Genomic DNA, 15,924 nt, shown 5'->3' with positions numbered 1-15,924 from the left:
CGCGAGGTTATCCACAGGGGTGGCGGCGGGACGCGGACCGCAGGAAAGTGGAGCCATGCAGGGGGTGTGGCGCGAACTGGCCGGTCTGATCCTGCCGGTCGCCTGTGCGGGGTGTGGTCGGCCGCGTACGGAGCTGTGCGGGGGGTGCCGGCGGGCGCTCGCGCGGGACGGGCGCGGGGCACGTCGGGTGCGGCCGCGGCCGGAGCCGGCGGGGCTGCCCCGGGTGTGGGCCGGTGCGCCGTACGCCGACGAGGTGCGGGCCGTGCTGCTGGCGCACAAGGAACGGGGCGCGTTGCGGCTGGCCGGGCCGCTGGGGGCGGTGCTGGCCGGGGCGGTGCGGGGGCTGCGGCCCGGTGGCGGGCCGCTGCTGCTGGTGCCGGTGCCGTCGGCCCGCAGGTCGGTGGCCGGGCGGGGGCATGATCCGGTGCGCCGGATCGCGCTGGCGGCGGCCGGCGCGCTCAGGAAGGCGGGGGTGGGGGAGGGGGCGGGGGCCCGGGTCCTCCCCGTACTACGGCAGCGGCGCCCCGTGGTCGACCAGGCGGGCCTGAGCGCCCGGCAGCGGCTGGCGAACGTCACGGGTGCGCTGGAGGTGCGGGGCGGGGCCGGAAGGCTGCTGACGGGGCAGCCAGTGGTGCTGGTGGACGATCTGGTGACGACCGGGGCCACGCTGGCCGAGGCGGCGCGGGCGATCGCGGCGGCCGGTGGCCGGGTGACCGGTGCGGCCGTCGTGGCGGCGCCGGGCAGTGCATGGGAAATCGATGTGCACCGCGCGGTCGACCGGGGAATGGAATTCCCACATGGTCGCTAGTTGGCTGGGAAAAGTCACCCAAACGGAGCTGAGGGCTCCGAGGGGGTGCCGACATCCGCCCAGGAGAGCTATGTTCGGTTGTGAGGACTTGGCGGATGTTTTGCCTCGGATGTCGCGATGAATGCGTTCAGGGGCGTTTGCAGCGACCCTGAAAACGGGGGGCGTGGAGATCTTGTCGTCGGGGGAGGAGGAGGTGAAAGTCGCCAAGTCCGAGGCTTCGGCAACTACCGGAGCCTGGTGCAAGAAGGAATTGCTCCGCCGGATGAGCGGAGCGATCCGGGAACGGAGTTCTGCGTGGACATCGTCGTCAAGGGCCGCAAGACCGAGGTGCCCGAGCGGTTCCGCAAGCACGTGGCCGAGAAGCTGAAGCTGGACAAAGTCCAGAAGCTCGACGCCAAGGTGATCAGCCTGGACGTCGAGGTGTCCAAGGAGCCCAACCCGCGGCAGGCCGACCGTTCCGACCGGGTGGAGATCACGCTCCGCTCCCGTGGCCCGGTGGTCCGGGCCGAGGCGGCCGCAGCCGATCCGTACGCCGCGCTGGACCTGGCGACCGCCAAGCTGGAGGCGCGGCTGCGCAAGCAGCACGACAAGCGCTTCTCACGTCGCGGCAACGGCCGCATTCCGGCGAGTGAGGTCGCTGTCAGCGTGCCCGACGCCGCGAGCCTGAACACCAACGGCGAACTCGCCACAGAAGCCGATCAGACGGTGCCGACCACGAGGATGGGGTCGATCGACGTCCAGGGCGAGGGCCCCCTGGTCGTCCGCGAGAAGACCCACTCGGCCGCACCGATGACGCTCGACCAGGCGCTCAACGAGATGGAGTTGGTCGGACACGACTTCTATCTCTTCGTCGACGCCGACACCAAGCTGCCAAGTGTCGTCTACCGGCGGCACGCATACGACTACGGCGTCATCCACTTGAACCCCGATTCGTTCGGGGAGGAGGAGCCCGGCGGCGCAGGCGGCGCGCTGGGCGGCTGAACCCCACCCGCTCGGTGCCCCTGGCGTGTGCCGGGGGCACCATCGCGCCCGGAGAAAGCAGGAGTTGAAGCCGTATAGTGTTTGTGCCAGCCAGGGAGTTCGTGGACACGAAACGGCGACACGCCGGGGAGACGGTCGTATGGCATTGATCGGGCTGGCCGCAGGGGGCTGTCGTCAACCAGCCTTATTTCCAAGCTCCGGCCTCTTGGCCGAGTAGTTGACGGGGAGGATCAATGGGGGACAGTTTCGGTCCCGTGCGCGGTGACGCGGACGACGACGAAAGCGGTGCCGGGGGCGACGAGCGGGCCGTGAGCGTGCCGCGCAAGGAGCCGATCCGGGTCCTGGTGGTGGATGACCACGCGCTTTTCCGGCGAGGGCTGGAGATCGTGCTGGCCCAGGAAGAGGACATCCAGGTCGTCGGTGAGGCGGGGGACGGCGCGGAGGCGGTCGACAAGGCCGCGGATCTGCTGCCCGACATCGTGCTGATGGACGTACGGATGCCCAAGCGCGGTGGGATCGAGGCGTGCACCTCCATCAAGGAGGTGGCCCCCAGCGCCAAGATCATCATGCTGACGATCAGTGACGAAGAGGCCGATCTCTACGACGCGATCAAGGCCGGCGCCACCGGCTACCTCCTCAAGGAGATCTCCACCGACGAGGTGGCGACCGCGATCCGGGCCGTGGCGGACGGCCAGTCGCAGATCAGCCCGTCGATGGCGTCCAAGCTCCTGACGGAGTTCAAGTCGATGATCCAGCGGACGGACGAGCGCAGGCTGGTGCCCGCGCCCCGGCTCACCGACCGTGAGCTGGAGGTCCTCAAGCTGGTCGCCACGGGCATGAACAACCGCGATATCGCCAAGGAACTCTTCATCTCCGAGAACACGGTGAAGAACCACGTCCGCAACATCCTGGAGAAGCTCCAGCTGCACTCCCGGATGGAAGCCGTGGTCTACGCGATGCGGGAGAAGATCCTAGAGATCCGCTGAGCGGCCGGTCGACCGCTCAGCGGAGTGTGCCCCTGCGTGCCCGGCCGGGTCAGTCCTGCGCGGCCAGCTCCGCGCGCAGGGCGGCGGCCAGCCGGGCGTCGTCGCAGCGCTCCACGCGGACGGCGTCGCAGCCGACCCACGCCGCGGCCTCCTGGAGCGCCTGGGCCATCGGGGCGACAGCCTTGCGGTCCTGCAGCGAGACCTGGCGGGCGACGAGGGTGGTGCCCTCACGGGCCGGGTCCACCCGGCCCACCAGCCGGCCGCCGGCCAGCAGCGGCATCGCGAAATAGCCGTGTATCCGCTTGGGGCGGGGGACGTACGCCTCCAGGCGGTGGGTGAAGCCGAAGATCCGTTCCGTGCGCGGCCGGTCCCAGATCAGGGAGTCGAAGGGCGAGAGCAGGGTGGTGCGGTGCCGGCCGCGGGGCGCCGAGGCCAGCGCGGCGGGATCGGCCCAGGCGGGCTTTCCCCAGCCCTCGACCTCGACCGGGACCAGACCGGAGTCCGCGAGGACGGCGTCGACCTGCTCGGCCTTGAGGCGGTGGTAGTCGGCGAGGTCGGCCCGGGTGGCCACGCCCATGGCGGCGCCGGCCTGGGAGACCAGACGGCGCAGGCACTCGGCGTCGTCCAGATCGTCATGCAGCAGGCCGTCCGGGACGGCGCGCTCGGCGAGGTCGTAGACGCGCTTCCAGGCGCGGCGCCTCGTACAGACCACGTCGCCGGTGTCCAGCAGCCACTCCACCGCGATCTTGGTCTCGGACCAGTCCCACCACTCGCCGCCGTTGCGGCCGCCGCCCAGCTCGGAGGTGGTCAGCGGGCCGTCGGTCCGCAGCCGCTCCAGGACGGCGGCGCAGGAGCGCTCGGAATCCTGCAGGACATGCCAGCGGTGGCCCTTGGCGCGCCGGGCGCGGCGCCGGAAGGCGAAGTGCGGCCATTCCTCGATGGGCAGGATGCAGGCGGCGTGCGACCAGTACTCGAAGCTGTGGGGCCGCGCATCCGACGCGCCGGCGGGCGGCTCGGCCCAGTAGGCGGCCTCGACGGCCGGGCGGCCGACGGCGCCGAGGCGGGCGTAGGGCACCAGCTCATGGGAGCGGGCCAGCACCGAGATCGTGTCCAGCTGCACCGCGCCCAGGGCCCGCAGCACGCCGCGCACTCCCGCCCGGCGGTCCGGGGCGCCGAGCAGGCCCTGTGCCCGCAGGGCCAGGCGGCGGGCGTCGTCGCGGGACAGGCTCGTCACGGGCTGCGGCAGGGGCGAAGGCTGCGTCACGGCGGTCATGCTCGACAGCGTAGGGGCGGGCACTGACAACGGGCGTCGGCAGCGATCAACGGGCGTCGGCGGCGGTCCCCGGGGCCGCGGTCGACCGGCGCCGCCGCGTGGCACCTCAGCCGGGGTAGGGCAGGTACGGCGTGGCCTCCGGCACGCCGGACGGCCCCGGCTCCGCGTCGCCCAGGTCGGAGGGCAGGAGGGAGCCGATCCACACGTCCCGGCGGGTGCCCCCGTACAGCAGCTTGGCGCGCAGGGTGCCCTCCCTTTGGAAGCCGAGCCGCCGGGCGACCGCCCAGGAGCCGTCGTTGCCGGCTTCGGCGAGCCACTCCATGCGCTCCACGCCAAGATCGCGAAAGGCCCAGTTCAGCACCGCGCGGGCCGCCTCGACGGTGTACCCCCGGCCGCGCTGCTCCCTGGCGGTCCAGAAGCCCAGCTCGGCCTGCCGCTCCGGGGTGCGCAGCTGGTCGAGGCGTACCAGGCCCATCGCGCCGACCAGCGAGCCGTCCGCCTTGGTGACGACGGCGAAGTTGTAGCTCGTGTCGTTGCGCCAGCCCTCGGGGGCGACCGTCCCGACGAACTGCTCCGCGTCCTGGACGCCGTACGGCGAGGGCACGCTCGTCCAGCGCGGAATGTCCGGCTCCTGGCAGGCGGCGTGGACCGCGGGTGCGTCGGACGGCTCGAAGGGCCGCAGCACGAGGCGCTCGGTGGTGAGGGTCACGGGCTTCATGAGGTGAGTCTGCTCGGTCGGGGAAAGGGCCGCTGAGGATTTTCGCGTGATTCCCGGCACCTGCCCGGCACCTTCTCGCGGCCTTGTGCGTTCACGTGAGGAAGGGGATAGCGGGGTTCGCGGCGGCGGACCTCCCGGCTCGGCAGCGTCCTCCTTTACGATGGCCGTTGCGGCGGGGCCTGCCCCCTTGGAAATATGCCGCGCCCGCGCACTCGACCGTGCAGGCCCGACCGGCAAGGAGACCAGCCCAAGTGTCCGTCTTGACGAAGATCATGCGTGCAGGCGAAGGAAAGATCCTGCGCAAACTGCACCGCATCGCGGGCCAGGTCAACTCCATCGAGGAGGACTTCGCGGCCCTCTCCGACGCTGAGCTGCGGGCACTCACGGACGAGTACAAGGAGCGGTACGCGGACGGCGAGAGCCTCGACGACCTGCTGCCCGAGGCGTTCGCCACGGTCCGCGAGGCCGCCAAGCGGGTGCTCGGCCAGCGCCACTACGACGTGCAGCTGATGGGCGGCGCGGCCCTTCACATGGGGTACGTCGCCGAGATGAAGACCGGTGAGGGCAAGACCCTCGTCGGCACCCTGCCCGCGTACCTCAACGCGCTGTCCGGCAAGGGCGTGCACCTGATCACGGTCAACGACTACCTGGCCGAGCGCGACTCCGAGATGATGGGCCGGGTCCACAAGTTCCTGGGCCTGAGCGTCGGTTGCATCCTCGCCGACATGACGCCCGCCCAGCGCCGCGAGCAGTACAGCTGCGACATCACGTACGGAACGAACAACGAGTTCGGCTTCGACTATCTGCGCGACAACATGGCCTGGTCGCAGGACGAACTGGTCCAGCGGGGCCATAACTTCGCGATCGTCGACGAGGTCGACTCGATCCTCGTCGACGAGGCCCGTACGCCGCTGATCATCTCCGGCCCGGCGGACTCGGCCACCAAGTGGTACGGCGACTTCGCCAAGTTGGTGGTGCGCCTCAAGAGGGGCGAGGCCGCCAATCCGCAGCGCGGCATCGAGGAGACCGGCGACTACGACGTCGACGAGAAGAAGCGCACGGTCGGCATCCACGAGTCCGGTGTCAGCAAGGTCGAGGACTGGCTGGGCATCGACAATCTGTACGAGTCGGTCAACACCCCGCTCGTCGGTTACCTCAACAACGCGATCAAGGCCAAGGAGCTCTTCAAGAAGGACAAGGACTACGTCGTCATCGACGGCGAAGTCATGATCGTCGACGAGCACACCGGCCGTATCCTCGCCGGCCGCCGCTACAACGAGGGCATGCACCAGGCCATCGAGGCGAAGGAGGCAGTGGAGATCAAGGACGAGAACCAGACGCTCGCCACGATCACCCTGCAGAACTTCTTCCGCCTCTACAGCAAGCTCTCCGGCATGACCGGTACGGCCATGACCGAGGCCGCCGAGTTCCACCAGATCTACAAGCTCGGCGTGGTCCCGATCCCGACCAACCGCCCGATGGTCCGGATGGACCAGGCGGACCTGATCTACCGCACCGAGCCGGCGAAGTTCGACGCGGTGGTCGAGGACATCGTCGAGAAGCACGCCAAGGGTCAGCCGATCCTGGTGGGCACGACCTCCGTGGAGAAGTCCGAGTACCTCTCCCAGCAGCTGAACAAGCGCGGGGTGCCGCACGAGGTCCTCAACGCCAAGCAGCACGACCGGGAGGCGTCGATCGTCGCCCAGGCCGGCCGCAAGGGCGCCGTGACGGTCGCCACCAACATGGCCGGCCGCGGTACCGACATCAAGCTCGGCGGCAACCCCGACGACCTGGCCGAGGCCGAGCTGCGCCAGATGGGCCTGGACCCGGTCGAGCACGTCGAGGAGTGGGCGGCCGCGCTGCCCGCCGCCCTGGAGCGCGCCGAGGCCGCGGTCAAGGCGGAGTTCGAGGAGGTCAAGGAGCTCGGCGGGCTGTATGTGCTCGGCACGGAGCGGCATGAGTCGCGCCGGATCGACAACCAGCTGCGCGGTCGCTCCGGCCGCCAGGGCGACCCCGGCGAGTCGCGGTTCTACCTCTCCCTGGGCGACGACCTGATGCGGCTGTTCAAGGCCCAGATGGTCGAGCGCGTCATGGCGATGGCCAACGTGCCCGACGACGTCCCGATCGAGAACAAGATGGTGACCCGGGCGATCGCCTCCGCCCAGTCGCAGGTCGAGCAGCAGAACTTCGAGACGCGCAAGAACGTCCTGAAGTACGACGAGGTGCTCAACCGCCAGCGCGAGGTCATCTACGGCGAGCGCCGCCGCGTCCTGGAGGGCGAGGACCTCCAGGAGCAGATCAAGCACTTCATGGACGACACCATCGACGCCTACATCCAGGCGGAGACCGTCGAGGGCTTCGCCGAGGAGTGGGACCTGGAGCGCCTGTGGGGCGCGTTCAAGCAGCTCTACCCGGTCAAGGTGACCGTCGAGGAGCTGGAGGACGAGGCCGGTGACCGCGCGGGCATCACCGCCGAGTTCATCGCCGACGCCGTCAAGGACGACATCCACGAGCAGTACGCCGCCCGTGAGGAGCAGCTCGGCTCGGACATCATGCGCGAGCTGGAGCGCCGGGTCGTGCTGTCCGTCCTGGACCGCAAGTGGCGTGAGCACCTCTACGAGATGGACTACCTCCAGGAGGGCATCGGCCTGCGGGCGATGGCCCAGAAGGACCCGCTGGTCGAGTACCAGCGCGAGGGCTTCGACATGTTCACCGCGATGATGGAGGGCATCAAGGAGGAGTCCGTCGGCTACCTGTTCAACCTGGAGGTCCAGGTCGAGCAGCAGGTCGAGGAGGTCCCGGTGCAGGAGGCCGAGCAGGAGGCGGTCCCCGCCGGCGCGGCACGCCCCGAGATCCACGCCAAGGGCCTGGAGGCGCCGCAGCGTCCGGACCGGCTGCACTTCACCGCGCCGAAGGTCGACGGTGACGGCAGCGTCATCGAGGGCGACTTCATCAGCGACGAGGAGGCCGGCGGCCCGGCCCGCTCGGAGGCCGACGGGCTGACCCGCGCGGAGCGGCGCAAGGCCCAGAAGAGCGGCGGTCGCCGCCGCAAGAAGTAAGCGGTGACGCGGCTCCGGCAGATCGTGCCGGGGCCGCGCAGCAGCGGGGCGCCCCGGCCGGAGCACGGCCGGGGCGCCTTCTGCGTTTCCGCGTGCGGTGGTCACAGGGCCGCCGGGCTCGGCAGGGCCGGAGCCGGGCCGATGTCCAGCGCCGCGCACCGCCACCGGGCGTCGGCGCCCAGCTCCAGCCGGAAGGCGAGGGCCCGCAGCCGCTCACCCGTCGTGATCCGGGCGAACGCCTCGATGACCCCGCTGCGCGGCCGGCACAGTCCGCACTCGCGCAGGGTGGGGACCGTGCCGCGCCGCCCCGGGGCGGGAAGGGGCCGCAGCGGCGCCAGCGGGGCCAGCTCCACCAGCCGGTCGTACGCGGCCGGCAGCGCGTGTCCCAGCAGCGCGTGGACGGGCTGCTGCCCGCTGAGCGTGCGCACCAGCTGATGGGCGAACCAGTGATGCGGCCGGCTCTCGTGGGCCCGGCGCTGCGCCCCGACGGTCGGCAGCGGGGAGCCGGGCGCGGTGGCGCGGCCCGGGCGCCCGGCGGTGCGGGGGGTGCCCCGGCCGGCCTGGGCGGGGCCGCTGCCGGCCGGTCCGGCGGGGCGACGGCCCGCGGGAGCGCGCCGGGGCCGGGGAACGGCCGGGGTCGCGGGGCCGGTGGTCCTGGTGGGGACAGTGGTTGTCACAGGGGCGGTGGTCCTTGTGGTGCCGGTGGTCGTCGCGGGGCCGGTGTGGCCGGTGATCGTCGTCGTGCCCGTGGTCGTCGCGGGGCCGATGGTCGTCGTGCTGATGGCGTCGGTCGCGGCGCGCGTGGTGGTGGTCGTGGTCGTCATGGCGTGGTTTCCGGTCATGGTGGTGATCGCCCCCGTTGTGCCGGGCCCGGTGGATTACTGGGCGGTAGCTTGTGGTGGGGAACTTCGTATCGGCGGGCGCGGGCCCGCAGCAAGGCGCGCGGCGGCCGGGGTGCGGGGCGGTCGGAGTTCACCCGTCCGTGGCACGGCGCCGGAATTCAGCCGCTGCGGCGGGGTGCGGGAGGGGCCCGGAGGGGGCGGTGCGGGGGCCCTGGGGGCAGCACGATGGGGGACGCACGCCCGTATGCTGGCGGGACAATCTTCGGAGTCCAGCGAATCGAGCGGAAGCGGCTGCCATGCGCGTCTATGTCCCCCTGACCCTCCCCGGTCTCGCAGAGGCGCACAAGAACGGCGAGCTGGGCGCCGCAGCCCTCGGGGCGTACGCCGTCACGCCCGCGCTGCGCGAGTGGTACGTCTCGGACGACATCGAGGAGCTGGAGTACGCGGCGCTGAACCGCGCGGCCCAGGCCTCGCTGCGGCTGCTCGCCGGGAACCCCGACGTGGCCCGGCGCCGGGTGGTGGTGGCCATAGACGTCCCGGAGGGCGCGGCGGTGGCGGACCCCGACCGGGGGCTGGACCAGTCGGCGCTGGGAGAGGTGCGGATCGCCGGGCCGGTGCCGCTGTCGAAGGCCGCGGCGGTGCATGTGGACGCCGCCGACGCGGAGCCGGATGTCGCGGCGGCCGCGGCGGCGCTCGGCGCGGCCGACCAGGGCGACGACGACGCGCAGTTCACCGTGGACGGTGCGGAGGACCACGATCTGATGTGGTTCGCCGTGCAGGAGATCCCCGAACTGATCCGCTGAGCGCCCGCGCCGGCCGGTCCGCCGCGTTGTCAGTGGCGCCGGGTACGTTTTCTGCATGGGGAAGGCGCGGTGAGCGCGCGGGGCACGACCTGGGGAACCGCATGGGGAAGCACGCGACACACATCGTCTGGGACTGGAACGGCACGCTGTTCCACGACATCGACGCCGTCATCGGGGCGACCAACTCCGCGTTCGAGGAGATCGGGCTGGCGCCGATCACCCTGGAGATCTATCGCGAGCTGTACTGCGTGCCCATCCCGCGGTTCTACGAGCGGCTGATGGGGCGGCTGCCGACGGACGCGGAGTGGCTGGTGATGGACGAGGCGTTCCACCGGCACTACAGCGAGCACCGGCTGGGCTGCGGTCTCGCCGAGGGCGTGGATCTGCTGCTGGAGAAGTGGCAGGCGGCCGGGCGGAGCCAGTCGATCCTGAGCATGTTCGGGCACGACGAGCTGATACCCCTCGTCCGCGGCTTCGGGATCGAATCGCGGTTCGTGCTGGTGGAGGGCCGGACCGGACCGTCCGGGGGCACGAAGAGCGCGCAGATGGCGCGGCATTTCGCGACACTGGAGCAGGTGGACCCGCAGCGCACGGTCGTGATCGGCGACGCGGTGGACGATGCGGTGGCCGCGCGGGACGCGGGGGCGTACGCGGTGCTCTACACGGGCGGGTCGCACAGCCGCGGGAGCCTGCAGGCCGCCGGGGTGCCGGTCGTGGACAGCCTCGCGGAGGCCGTGGAGCTGGCGGAGACCCTGGTCCGCTAGGCGGGCGCCAGGGGGCCTGTGTGGCCCTGACACCGGTAGGGGGCCAGGTCCGGCTCCTGCCCTGTCGGGCCCGGGGTGCCGCTTCCGGCGCGCACGCATACTCCGGCCCGGCGTAGCGTTGTCCAGAAGGTCTAAGTTCGGATCGGGGATTTGTACGTAGACGGCCCATGACGGCACCCGTGGAGGGAGCGATAGCCTTGCACCGTGATCAGCGCGATAACCCGCGGGGGCATCGAGGCCCCTGCCGTGCGCCCGGGGCACCACCGTGACCGGGCGGTCGCTGGTCTTTGCGGCCAACACTCCATGTCGACTTTGTCAAAGATTGTCGAATACGACACGGCCCTCTCTCATCGCGGCATAGCGTCGACAGCGACAGGACACCTCGCGTCGCGGCGGCGTTGTGCGGCTTCCACAAAGTTCTTCCACGACGTCACGCAACGGCGCGCGACAGGAGCCAGAGGACATGCAGACCAAGCTGGACGAAGCCAAGACGGAACTGCTCGCCAGGGCGGCCCGGGTCATTGAAACAAGCCAGGCCGGGGGGAAGCACCCGGTACGCGGCCTCGACCCGGACACCCTTGCGGGATACCTCCAGCGTTACTACCTGCACACCGCCCCTGAAGACCTGATCGACCGCCACCCGGACGACGTCTTCGGTGCCGCGCTCTCGCACTACCGCCTCGCGGAGACGCGACCGCAGGGCACCGCCAACGTCCGGGTGCACACCCCGACCGTCGAGGAGAACGGCTGGACCAGCAGCCACTCCGTCGTCGAGGTCGTCACCGACGACATGCCCTTCCTGGTCGACTCGGTCACCAACGAGCTCTCGCGCCAGGGCCGCGGCATCCACCTGGTGATCCACCCGCAGGTGATCGTCCGCCGCGATGTCACCGGCAAGCTCATCGAGGTCCTCGACTCCAACGGCGACACCCGCGCCACCACCGGCAAGGCCAGGACCGCCGACCTGCCGCACGACGCGCTGACCGAGTCCTGGATCCATGTCGAGATGGACCGCGAGACCGACCGCGAGGACCTCAAGCAGATCACCGCGGATCTGCTGCGGGTGCTCTCCGACGTCCGCGAGGCCGTCGAGGACTGGGAGAAGATGCGCGGCGCCGCGCTGCGCATCTCCGAGCAGCTGCCCGCCGAGCCGATCGCCGACGACCTGCGTGAGATGGAGATCGAAGAGGCCCAGGAGCTGCTGCGGTGGCTGTCCGACGACCACTTCACCTTCCTCGGCTACCGCGAGTACGAACTCACCTCCGCGCCCGGTGAGGGCGGCGCCCAGGAGGACGTGCTGACGGCCGTGCCCGGTACGGGGCTGGGCATACTGCGCGCCGACCCCCCGCACCGCGAGACCGCCGACGGCCACCCCGTCTCGCCGTCCTTCAACCGGCTGCCCGCGGACGCCCGCGCCAAGGCCCGCGAGCACAAGCTGCTGATCCTGACCAAGGCCAACAGCCGCGCCACCGTGCACCGCCCCTCCTACCTCGACTACGTCGGGGTCAAGAAGTTCGACGAGCAGGGCAACGTCATCGGGGAGCGGCGCTTCCTGGGCCTGTTCTCCTCGGCCGCGTACACCGAGTCGGTGCGCCGGGTCCCGGTCATCCGCCGCAAGGTCGCCGAGGTCCTGGAGGCCGCCGGCTTCACCCCCGACAGCCACGACGGCCGCGACCTGCTCCAGATCCTGGAGACCTACCCGCGCGACGAGCTCTTCCAGACGCCCGTCGACGAACTGCGGTCCATCGCCACGAGCGTGCTCTACCTCCAAGAGCGCCGCCGGCTGCGGCTCTTCCTGCGCCAGGACGAGTACGGCCGCTACTACTCCGCGCTGGTCTACCTCCCGCGCGACCGCTACACCACCAACGTCCGGCTGCGCCTGATCGACATCCTCAAGGAGGAGCTCGGCGGCATCAGCGTCGACTTCACGGCCTGGAACACCGAGTCGGTCCTCTCCCGGCTGCACTTCGTCATCCGCGTACAGCCCGGCTCCGCCCTCCCCGACCTCACCGACGCCGATGTGGACCGCATCGAGGGCCGGCTGGTCGAGGCCGCCCGCTCCTGGGCCGACGGCTTCGCCGAGGCGCTGATCGCGGAGGTCGGCGAGGAGCGTGGCGCCGAGCTGCTGCGCCAGTACGGCCACGCCTTCCCCGAGGGCTACAAGGCCGACAACAACCCGCGCAGCGCGGTCGCCGACCTTCAGCACCTGGAGAAGCTCACCGGCGAGCCGGGCAAGGACTTCGCGGTCAGCCTCTCCGAGCCGGTCGGCGCCGGCCCCGGCGAGCGCCGCTTCAAGATCTACCGCAGGGGCGAGCCGGTCTCGCTGTCCCGGGTGCTGCCCGGCCTGAACCGCCTGGGCGTCGAGGTCATCGACGAGCGCCCGCATGAGCTGCGCTGCGCCGACTCCACCGTCGCCTGGGTCTACGACTTCGGGCTGCGGATGCCGGAGCACGTCAAGGGCGACGACGCCCGCGAGCGCTTCCAGGAAGCCTTCAAGGCCGTGTGGACCGGCGCGGCCGAGAGCGACAACTTCAACAAGCTGGTGCTGCGCGCGGGCCTCAACTGGCGCCAGGCGATGGTCCTGCGGGCCTACGCCAAGTACCTGCGGCAGGCCGGATCGACCTTCAGCCAGACGTACATGGAGGACACCCTCTCCAACAACGTCCACACCACCCGGCTGCTGGTCTCGCTCTTCGAGGCGCGGATGTCCCCCGGGCGCCAGAGCGCGGGCACGGAGCTGACCGACGGGCTGCTCGAAGAGCTGGACGGCGCGCTGGACCAGGTCGCCTCCCTGGACGAGGACCGGATCCTGCGGTCCTTCCTGACCGTCATCAAGGCGACCCTGCGCACCAACCACTACCAGCGGAACAGCAAGGGCGAGCCGCACGGCTACCTGTCCATGAAGCTGGACCCGCAGGCCATGCCGGACCTGCCGGCGCCCCGCCCGGCCTACGAGATCTGGGTGTACTCCCCGAAGGTCGAGGGCGTTCACCTGCGGTTCGGCAAGGTCGCCCGCGGTGGTCTGCGCTGGTCGGACCGCCGGGAGGACTTCCGTACGGAGATCCTCGGCCTGGTCAAGGCGCAGATGGTCAAGAACACCGTCATCGTGCCGGTCGGCGCCAAGGGCGGCTTCGTCGGCAAGCAGCTCCCGGACCCCTCGCAGGACCGGGATGCCTGGTTGGCCGAGGGCATCGCCAGCTACAAGACCTTCATCTCCGGTCTGCTGGACATCACCGACAACCTCGTCGGCGGCGAGGTCGTCCCCCCGAAGGACGTCGTCCGCCACGACGAGGACGACACCTACCTGGTCGTCGCCGCCGACAAGGGCACCGCGACGTTCTCCGACATCGCCAACGAGGTCGCCGAGTCCTACGGCTTCTGGCTCGGTGACGCCTTCGCCTCCGGCGGCAGCGCCGGCTACGACCACAAGGGCATGGGCATCACCGCCCGCGGCGCCTGGGAGTCGGTCAAGCGGCACTTCCGCGAGCTGGGCCACGACACCCAGACCCAGGACTTCACCGTGGTCGGCGTCGGCGACATGTCCGGCGACGTCTTCGGCAACGGCATGCTGCTCAGCGAGCACATCCGCCTGGTCGCCGCCTTCGACCACCGGCACATCTTCCTCGACCCGAACCCGGAAGCGGCGACCTCCTACGCCGAGCGCCGCCGGCTGTTCGAACTGCCGCGCTCGTCCTGGGCGGACTACAACACCGAACTGCTCTCGCAGGGCGGCGGCATCCACCCGCGCTCGGCCAAGTCGATCCCGATCAACGCGCAGGTGCGGGCCGCCCTCGGCATCGAGGCCGGCGTGAAGAAGATGACCCCGGCCGATCTGATGCGGGCCATCCTCAAGGCACCGGTCGACCTGCTGTGGAACGGCGGCATCGGCACGTATGTGAAGTCCTCGGCGGAGTCCCACGCCGACGTGGGCGACAAGGCCAACGACGCCATCCGCGTCGACGGCGAGGAGCTGCGGGTCAAGGTCGTCGGCGAGGGCGGCAACCTGGGCCTGACCCAGCTGGGCCGGATCGAGTTCGCCATGGCCGGCGGGAAGATCAACACCGACGCGATCGACAACAGCGCCGGCGTGGACACCTCCGACCACGAGGTGAACATCAAGATCCTGCTCAACGCCGTGGTCGCCGAAGGGGACATGACGGTCAAGCAGCGCAACAAGCTGCTCGCCGAGATGACCGACGAGGTCGGCGCGCTGGTGCTGCGCAACAACTACGCGCAGAACACCGCGCTGGCCCTGGCCCTGGCCCAGTCCTCCAGCATGCTCCACGCCCAGCAGCGCTTCATGCGCCGCCTGGTGCGCGACGGCGACCTCGACCGGGCGCTGGAGTTCCTGCCGACCGACCGGCAGATCCGCGAGCGGCTGAACGCCGGCCGCGGCCTGACCCAGCCCGAGACCGCGGTGCTCCTGGCGTACACCAAGATCACGGTGGCCGAGGCGCTGATCCAGACCGGGCTGCCGGACGATCCGTACCTGGAACGGCTGCTGCACGCCTACTTCCCCTCGGCGCTCTACGACCGCTTCGCCGAGCAGGTCGACGGGCATGCGCTGCGCCGCGAGATCGTCACCACGGTCATGGTCAACGACACCGTCAACAGCGGCGGTACGAGCTTCCTGCACCGCATGCGGGAGGAGACCGGCGCCTCCCTCGAAGAGGTCGTCCGGGCGCACACCGCGGCCCGCGCGATCTTCGGGCTCAACCAGGTCTGGGACGACGTCGAGGCGCTGGACAACGTCGTCGCCGCCGAGGTCCAGACCCGGATCCGGCTGCACTCGCGCCGGCTGGTCGAGCGCGGCACCCGCTGGCTGCTCAACAACCGCCCGCAGCCGCTGGAGCTGTCGACGACCATCGACTTCTTCACCGAGCGGGTCGCGCAGGTCTGGGCGGAGCTGCCGAAGCTGCTGCAGGGCGGCGACCTGGAGTGGTTCCAGACGATCCTGGACGAGCTGACCGGCGCGGGCGTGCCCGAGCCGCTGGCCGTGCAGGTGTCCGGCTTCTCCTCGGTCTTCCCGGCGCTGGACATCGTCGCCGTCGCGGACCGCATGGGCAAGGAGCCGCTGGAGGTCGCCGAGGTCTACTACGACCTGGGTGACCGGCTGCGGATCAACCAGCTCCTCGACCGCATCCTGGAGCTGCCGCGCAACGACCGCTGGCAGTCGATGGCCCGCGCCTCGATCCGCGAGGACCTCTTCGCGGCGCATGCGGCGCTGACCGCCGATGTGCTGTCGGCGGGCAACGGCTCCGCGACGCCCGAGCAGCGGTTCAAGGCATGGGAGGAAGCGAACTCGGCGATCCTCAGCCGTGCCCGGGCGACGCTGGAGGAGATCCACGGGTCCGAGGGCTTCGATCTGGCGAACCTGTCGGTCGCCATGCGGACCATGCGGACGCTGCTGCGTACGCACAGCTGATGCGCAGGCACCAGTGAGCGGAGGGCGGGCGCCCCGGTGCCCGCCCTCTTTGCCCTCCGATGCCGGACGGGTCGGCACGCGCCGGTCGGACGGGAAACGCCGGACGGACGGGAAACGCCGGACGGGCTGGAAGCACTCCGGCCCGTCCGGCGTTCTGCCGCGCGTGCGGCGCTACTTGCCCGTTTCCTTCTCGTACGCCTTGATGACCTCGTCGGTGGGGCCGTCCATCAGCAGTTCGCCGCGTTCCAGCCACAGGACCCGGTCG

General features: G+C 70.8%; 10 protein-coding genes and 1 pseudogene. 7 read left to right on the top strand and 4 right to left on the bottom strand.

Annotation, left to right across the window (positions count from 1 at the left end; genetic code table 11):
- Nucleotides 1-55: 55 nt before the first annotated feature.
- The 3 genes from ACZ4NB_RS37875 to ACZ4NB_RS37865 all read left to right on the top strand — a co-directional run bounded on the left by ACZ4NB_RS37875 (nt 56) and on the right by ACZ4NB_RS37865 (nt 2,775).
- Nucleotides 56-808 (top strand): ComF family protein, encoded by a 753-nt coding sequence (locus ACZ4NB_RS37875; protein WP_467667598.1) that lies wholly within the window; start codon nt 56-58, stop codon nt 806-808.
- Between the two features lie 294 nt (nt 809-1,102).
- Nucleotides 1,103-1,789, top strand: coding sequence for a ribosome hibernation-promoting factor, HPF/YfiA family (gene hpf, locus ACZ4NB_RS37870; RefSeq protein WP_384441499.1), 687 nt, complete (start codon nt 1,103-1,105; stop codon nt 1,787-1,789).
- Between the two features lie 233 nt (nt 1,790-2,022).
- Nucleotides 2,023-2,775, top strand: a complete 753-nt coding sequence (locus tag ACZ4NB_RS37865; RefSeq protein WP_393501194.1) for a response regulator — start codon at nt 2,023-2,025, stop codon at nt 2,773-2,775.
- A 49-nt stretch (nt 2,776-2,824) separates the two neighbouring features.
- On the opposite strand, the gene ACZ4NB_RS37860 is transcribed toward ACZ4NB_RS37865, so the two are convergent.
- Both ACZ4NB_RS37860 and ACZ4NB_RS37855 read right to left on the bottom strand, forming a co-directional pair.
- Nucleotides 2,825-4,048, bottom strand: coding sequence for a winged helix-turn-helix domain-containing protein (locus ACZ4NB_RS37860; RefSeq protein ID WP_467667597.1), 1,224 nt, complete (start codon nt 4,046-4,048; stop codon nt 2,825-2,827).
- Nucleotides 4,049-4,154: 106 nt separating this feature from the next.
- Complete coding sequence (locus ACZ4NB_RS37855) at nt 4,155-4,766, bottom strand: GNAT family N-acetyltransferase (protein ID WP_467667596.1); 612 nt, start codon at nt 4,764-4,766, stop codon at nt 4,155-4,157.
- Between the two features lie 251 nt (nt 4,767-5,017).
- Here ACZ4NB_RS37855 and secA point away from each other — a divergent pair, with 251 nt between their 5' ends.
- Nucleotides 5,018-7,825, top strand: coding sequence for a preprotein translocase subunit SecA (gene secA, locus ACZ4NB_RS37850; protein ID WP_467667595.1), 2,808 nt, complete (start codon nt 5,018-5,020; stop codon nt 7,823-7,825).
- Nucleotides 7,826-7,926: 101 nt separating this feature from the next.
- Here the strand turns inward: secA and ACZ4NB_RS37845 are convergent, their stop codons facing one another.
- On the bottom strand, nt 7,927-8,649 hold the full coding sequence (locus tag ACZ4NB_RS37845; protein ID WP_467667594.1) for an Rv3235 family protein: 723 nt from the start codon (nt 8,647-8,649) through the stop codon (nt 7,927-7,929).
- A 314-nt stretch (nt 8,650-8,963) separates the two neighbouring features.
- On the opposite strand from ACZ4NB_RS37845, the gene ACZ4NB_RS37840 reads away from it, so the two are divergent.
- The 3 genes from ACZ4NB_RS37840 to ACZ4NB_RS37830 all read left to right on the top strand — a co-directional run bounded on the left by ACZ4NB_RS37840 (nt 8,964) and on the right by ACZ4NB_RS37830 (nt 15,659).
- Nucleotides 8,964-9,470 (top strand): DUF6912 family protein, encoded by a 507-nt coding sequence (locus ACZ4NB_RS37840; RefSeq protein ID WP_467667593.1) that lies wholly within the window; start codon nt 8,964-8,966, stop codon nt 9,468-9,470.
- 101 nt (nt 9,471-9,571) lie between these two features.
- A complete protein-coding gene (locus ACZ4NB_RS37835) occupies nt 9,572-10,234 on the top strand; it encodes an HAD family hydrolase (protein ID WP_467667592.1) in 663 nt (220 codons plus the stop codon).
- 463 nt (nt 10,235-10,697) lie between these two features.
- Nucleotides 10,698-15,659 carry an NAD-glutamate dehydrogenase gene (locus tag ACZ4NB_RS37830; protein ID WP_467667591.1) on the top strand — a complete coding sequence of 1,654 codons (4,962 nt, stop codon included), beginning with the start codon at nt 10,698-10,700 and terminating at the stop codon, nt 15,657-15,659.
- 171 nt (nt 15,660-15,830) lie between these two features.
- Here ACZ4NB_RS37830 and ACZ4NB_RS37825 read toward each other — a convergent pair.
- Nucleotides 15,831-15,924: pseudogene (locus tag ACZ4NB_RS37825) on the bottom strand (ABC transporter ATP-binding protein); the annotation flags it as partial.

The sequence above is a fragment of the Streptomyces sp. NPDC026575 genome, assembly GCF_055567415.1.
The sequence above is the reverse complement of the archived record's forward strand: the minus strand, read 5'-3'. Positions and strand labels throughout refer to the sequence as shown.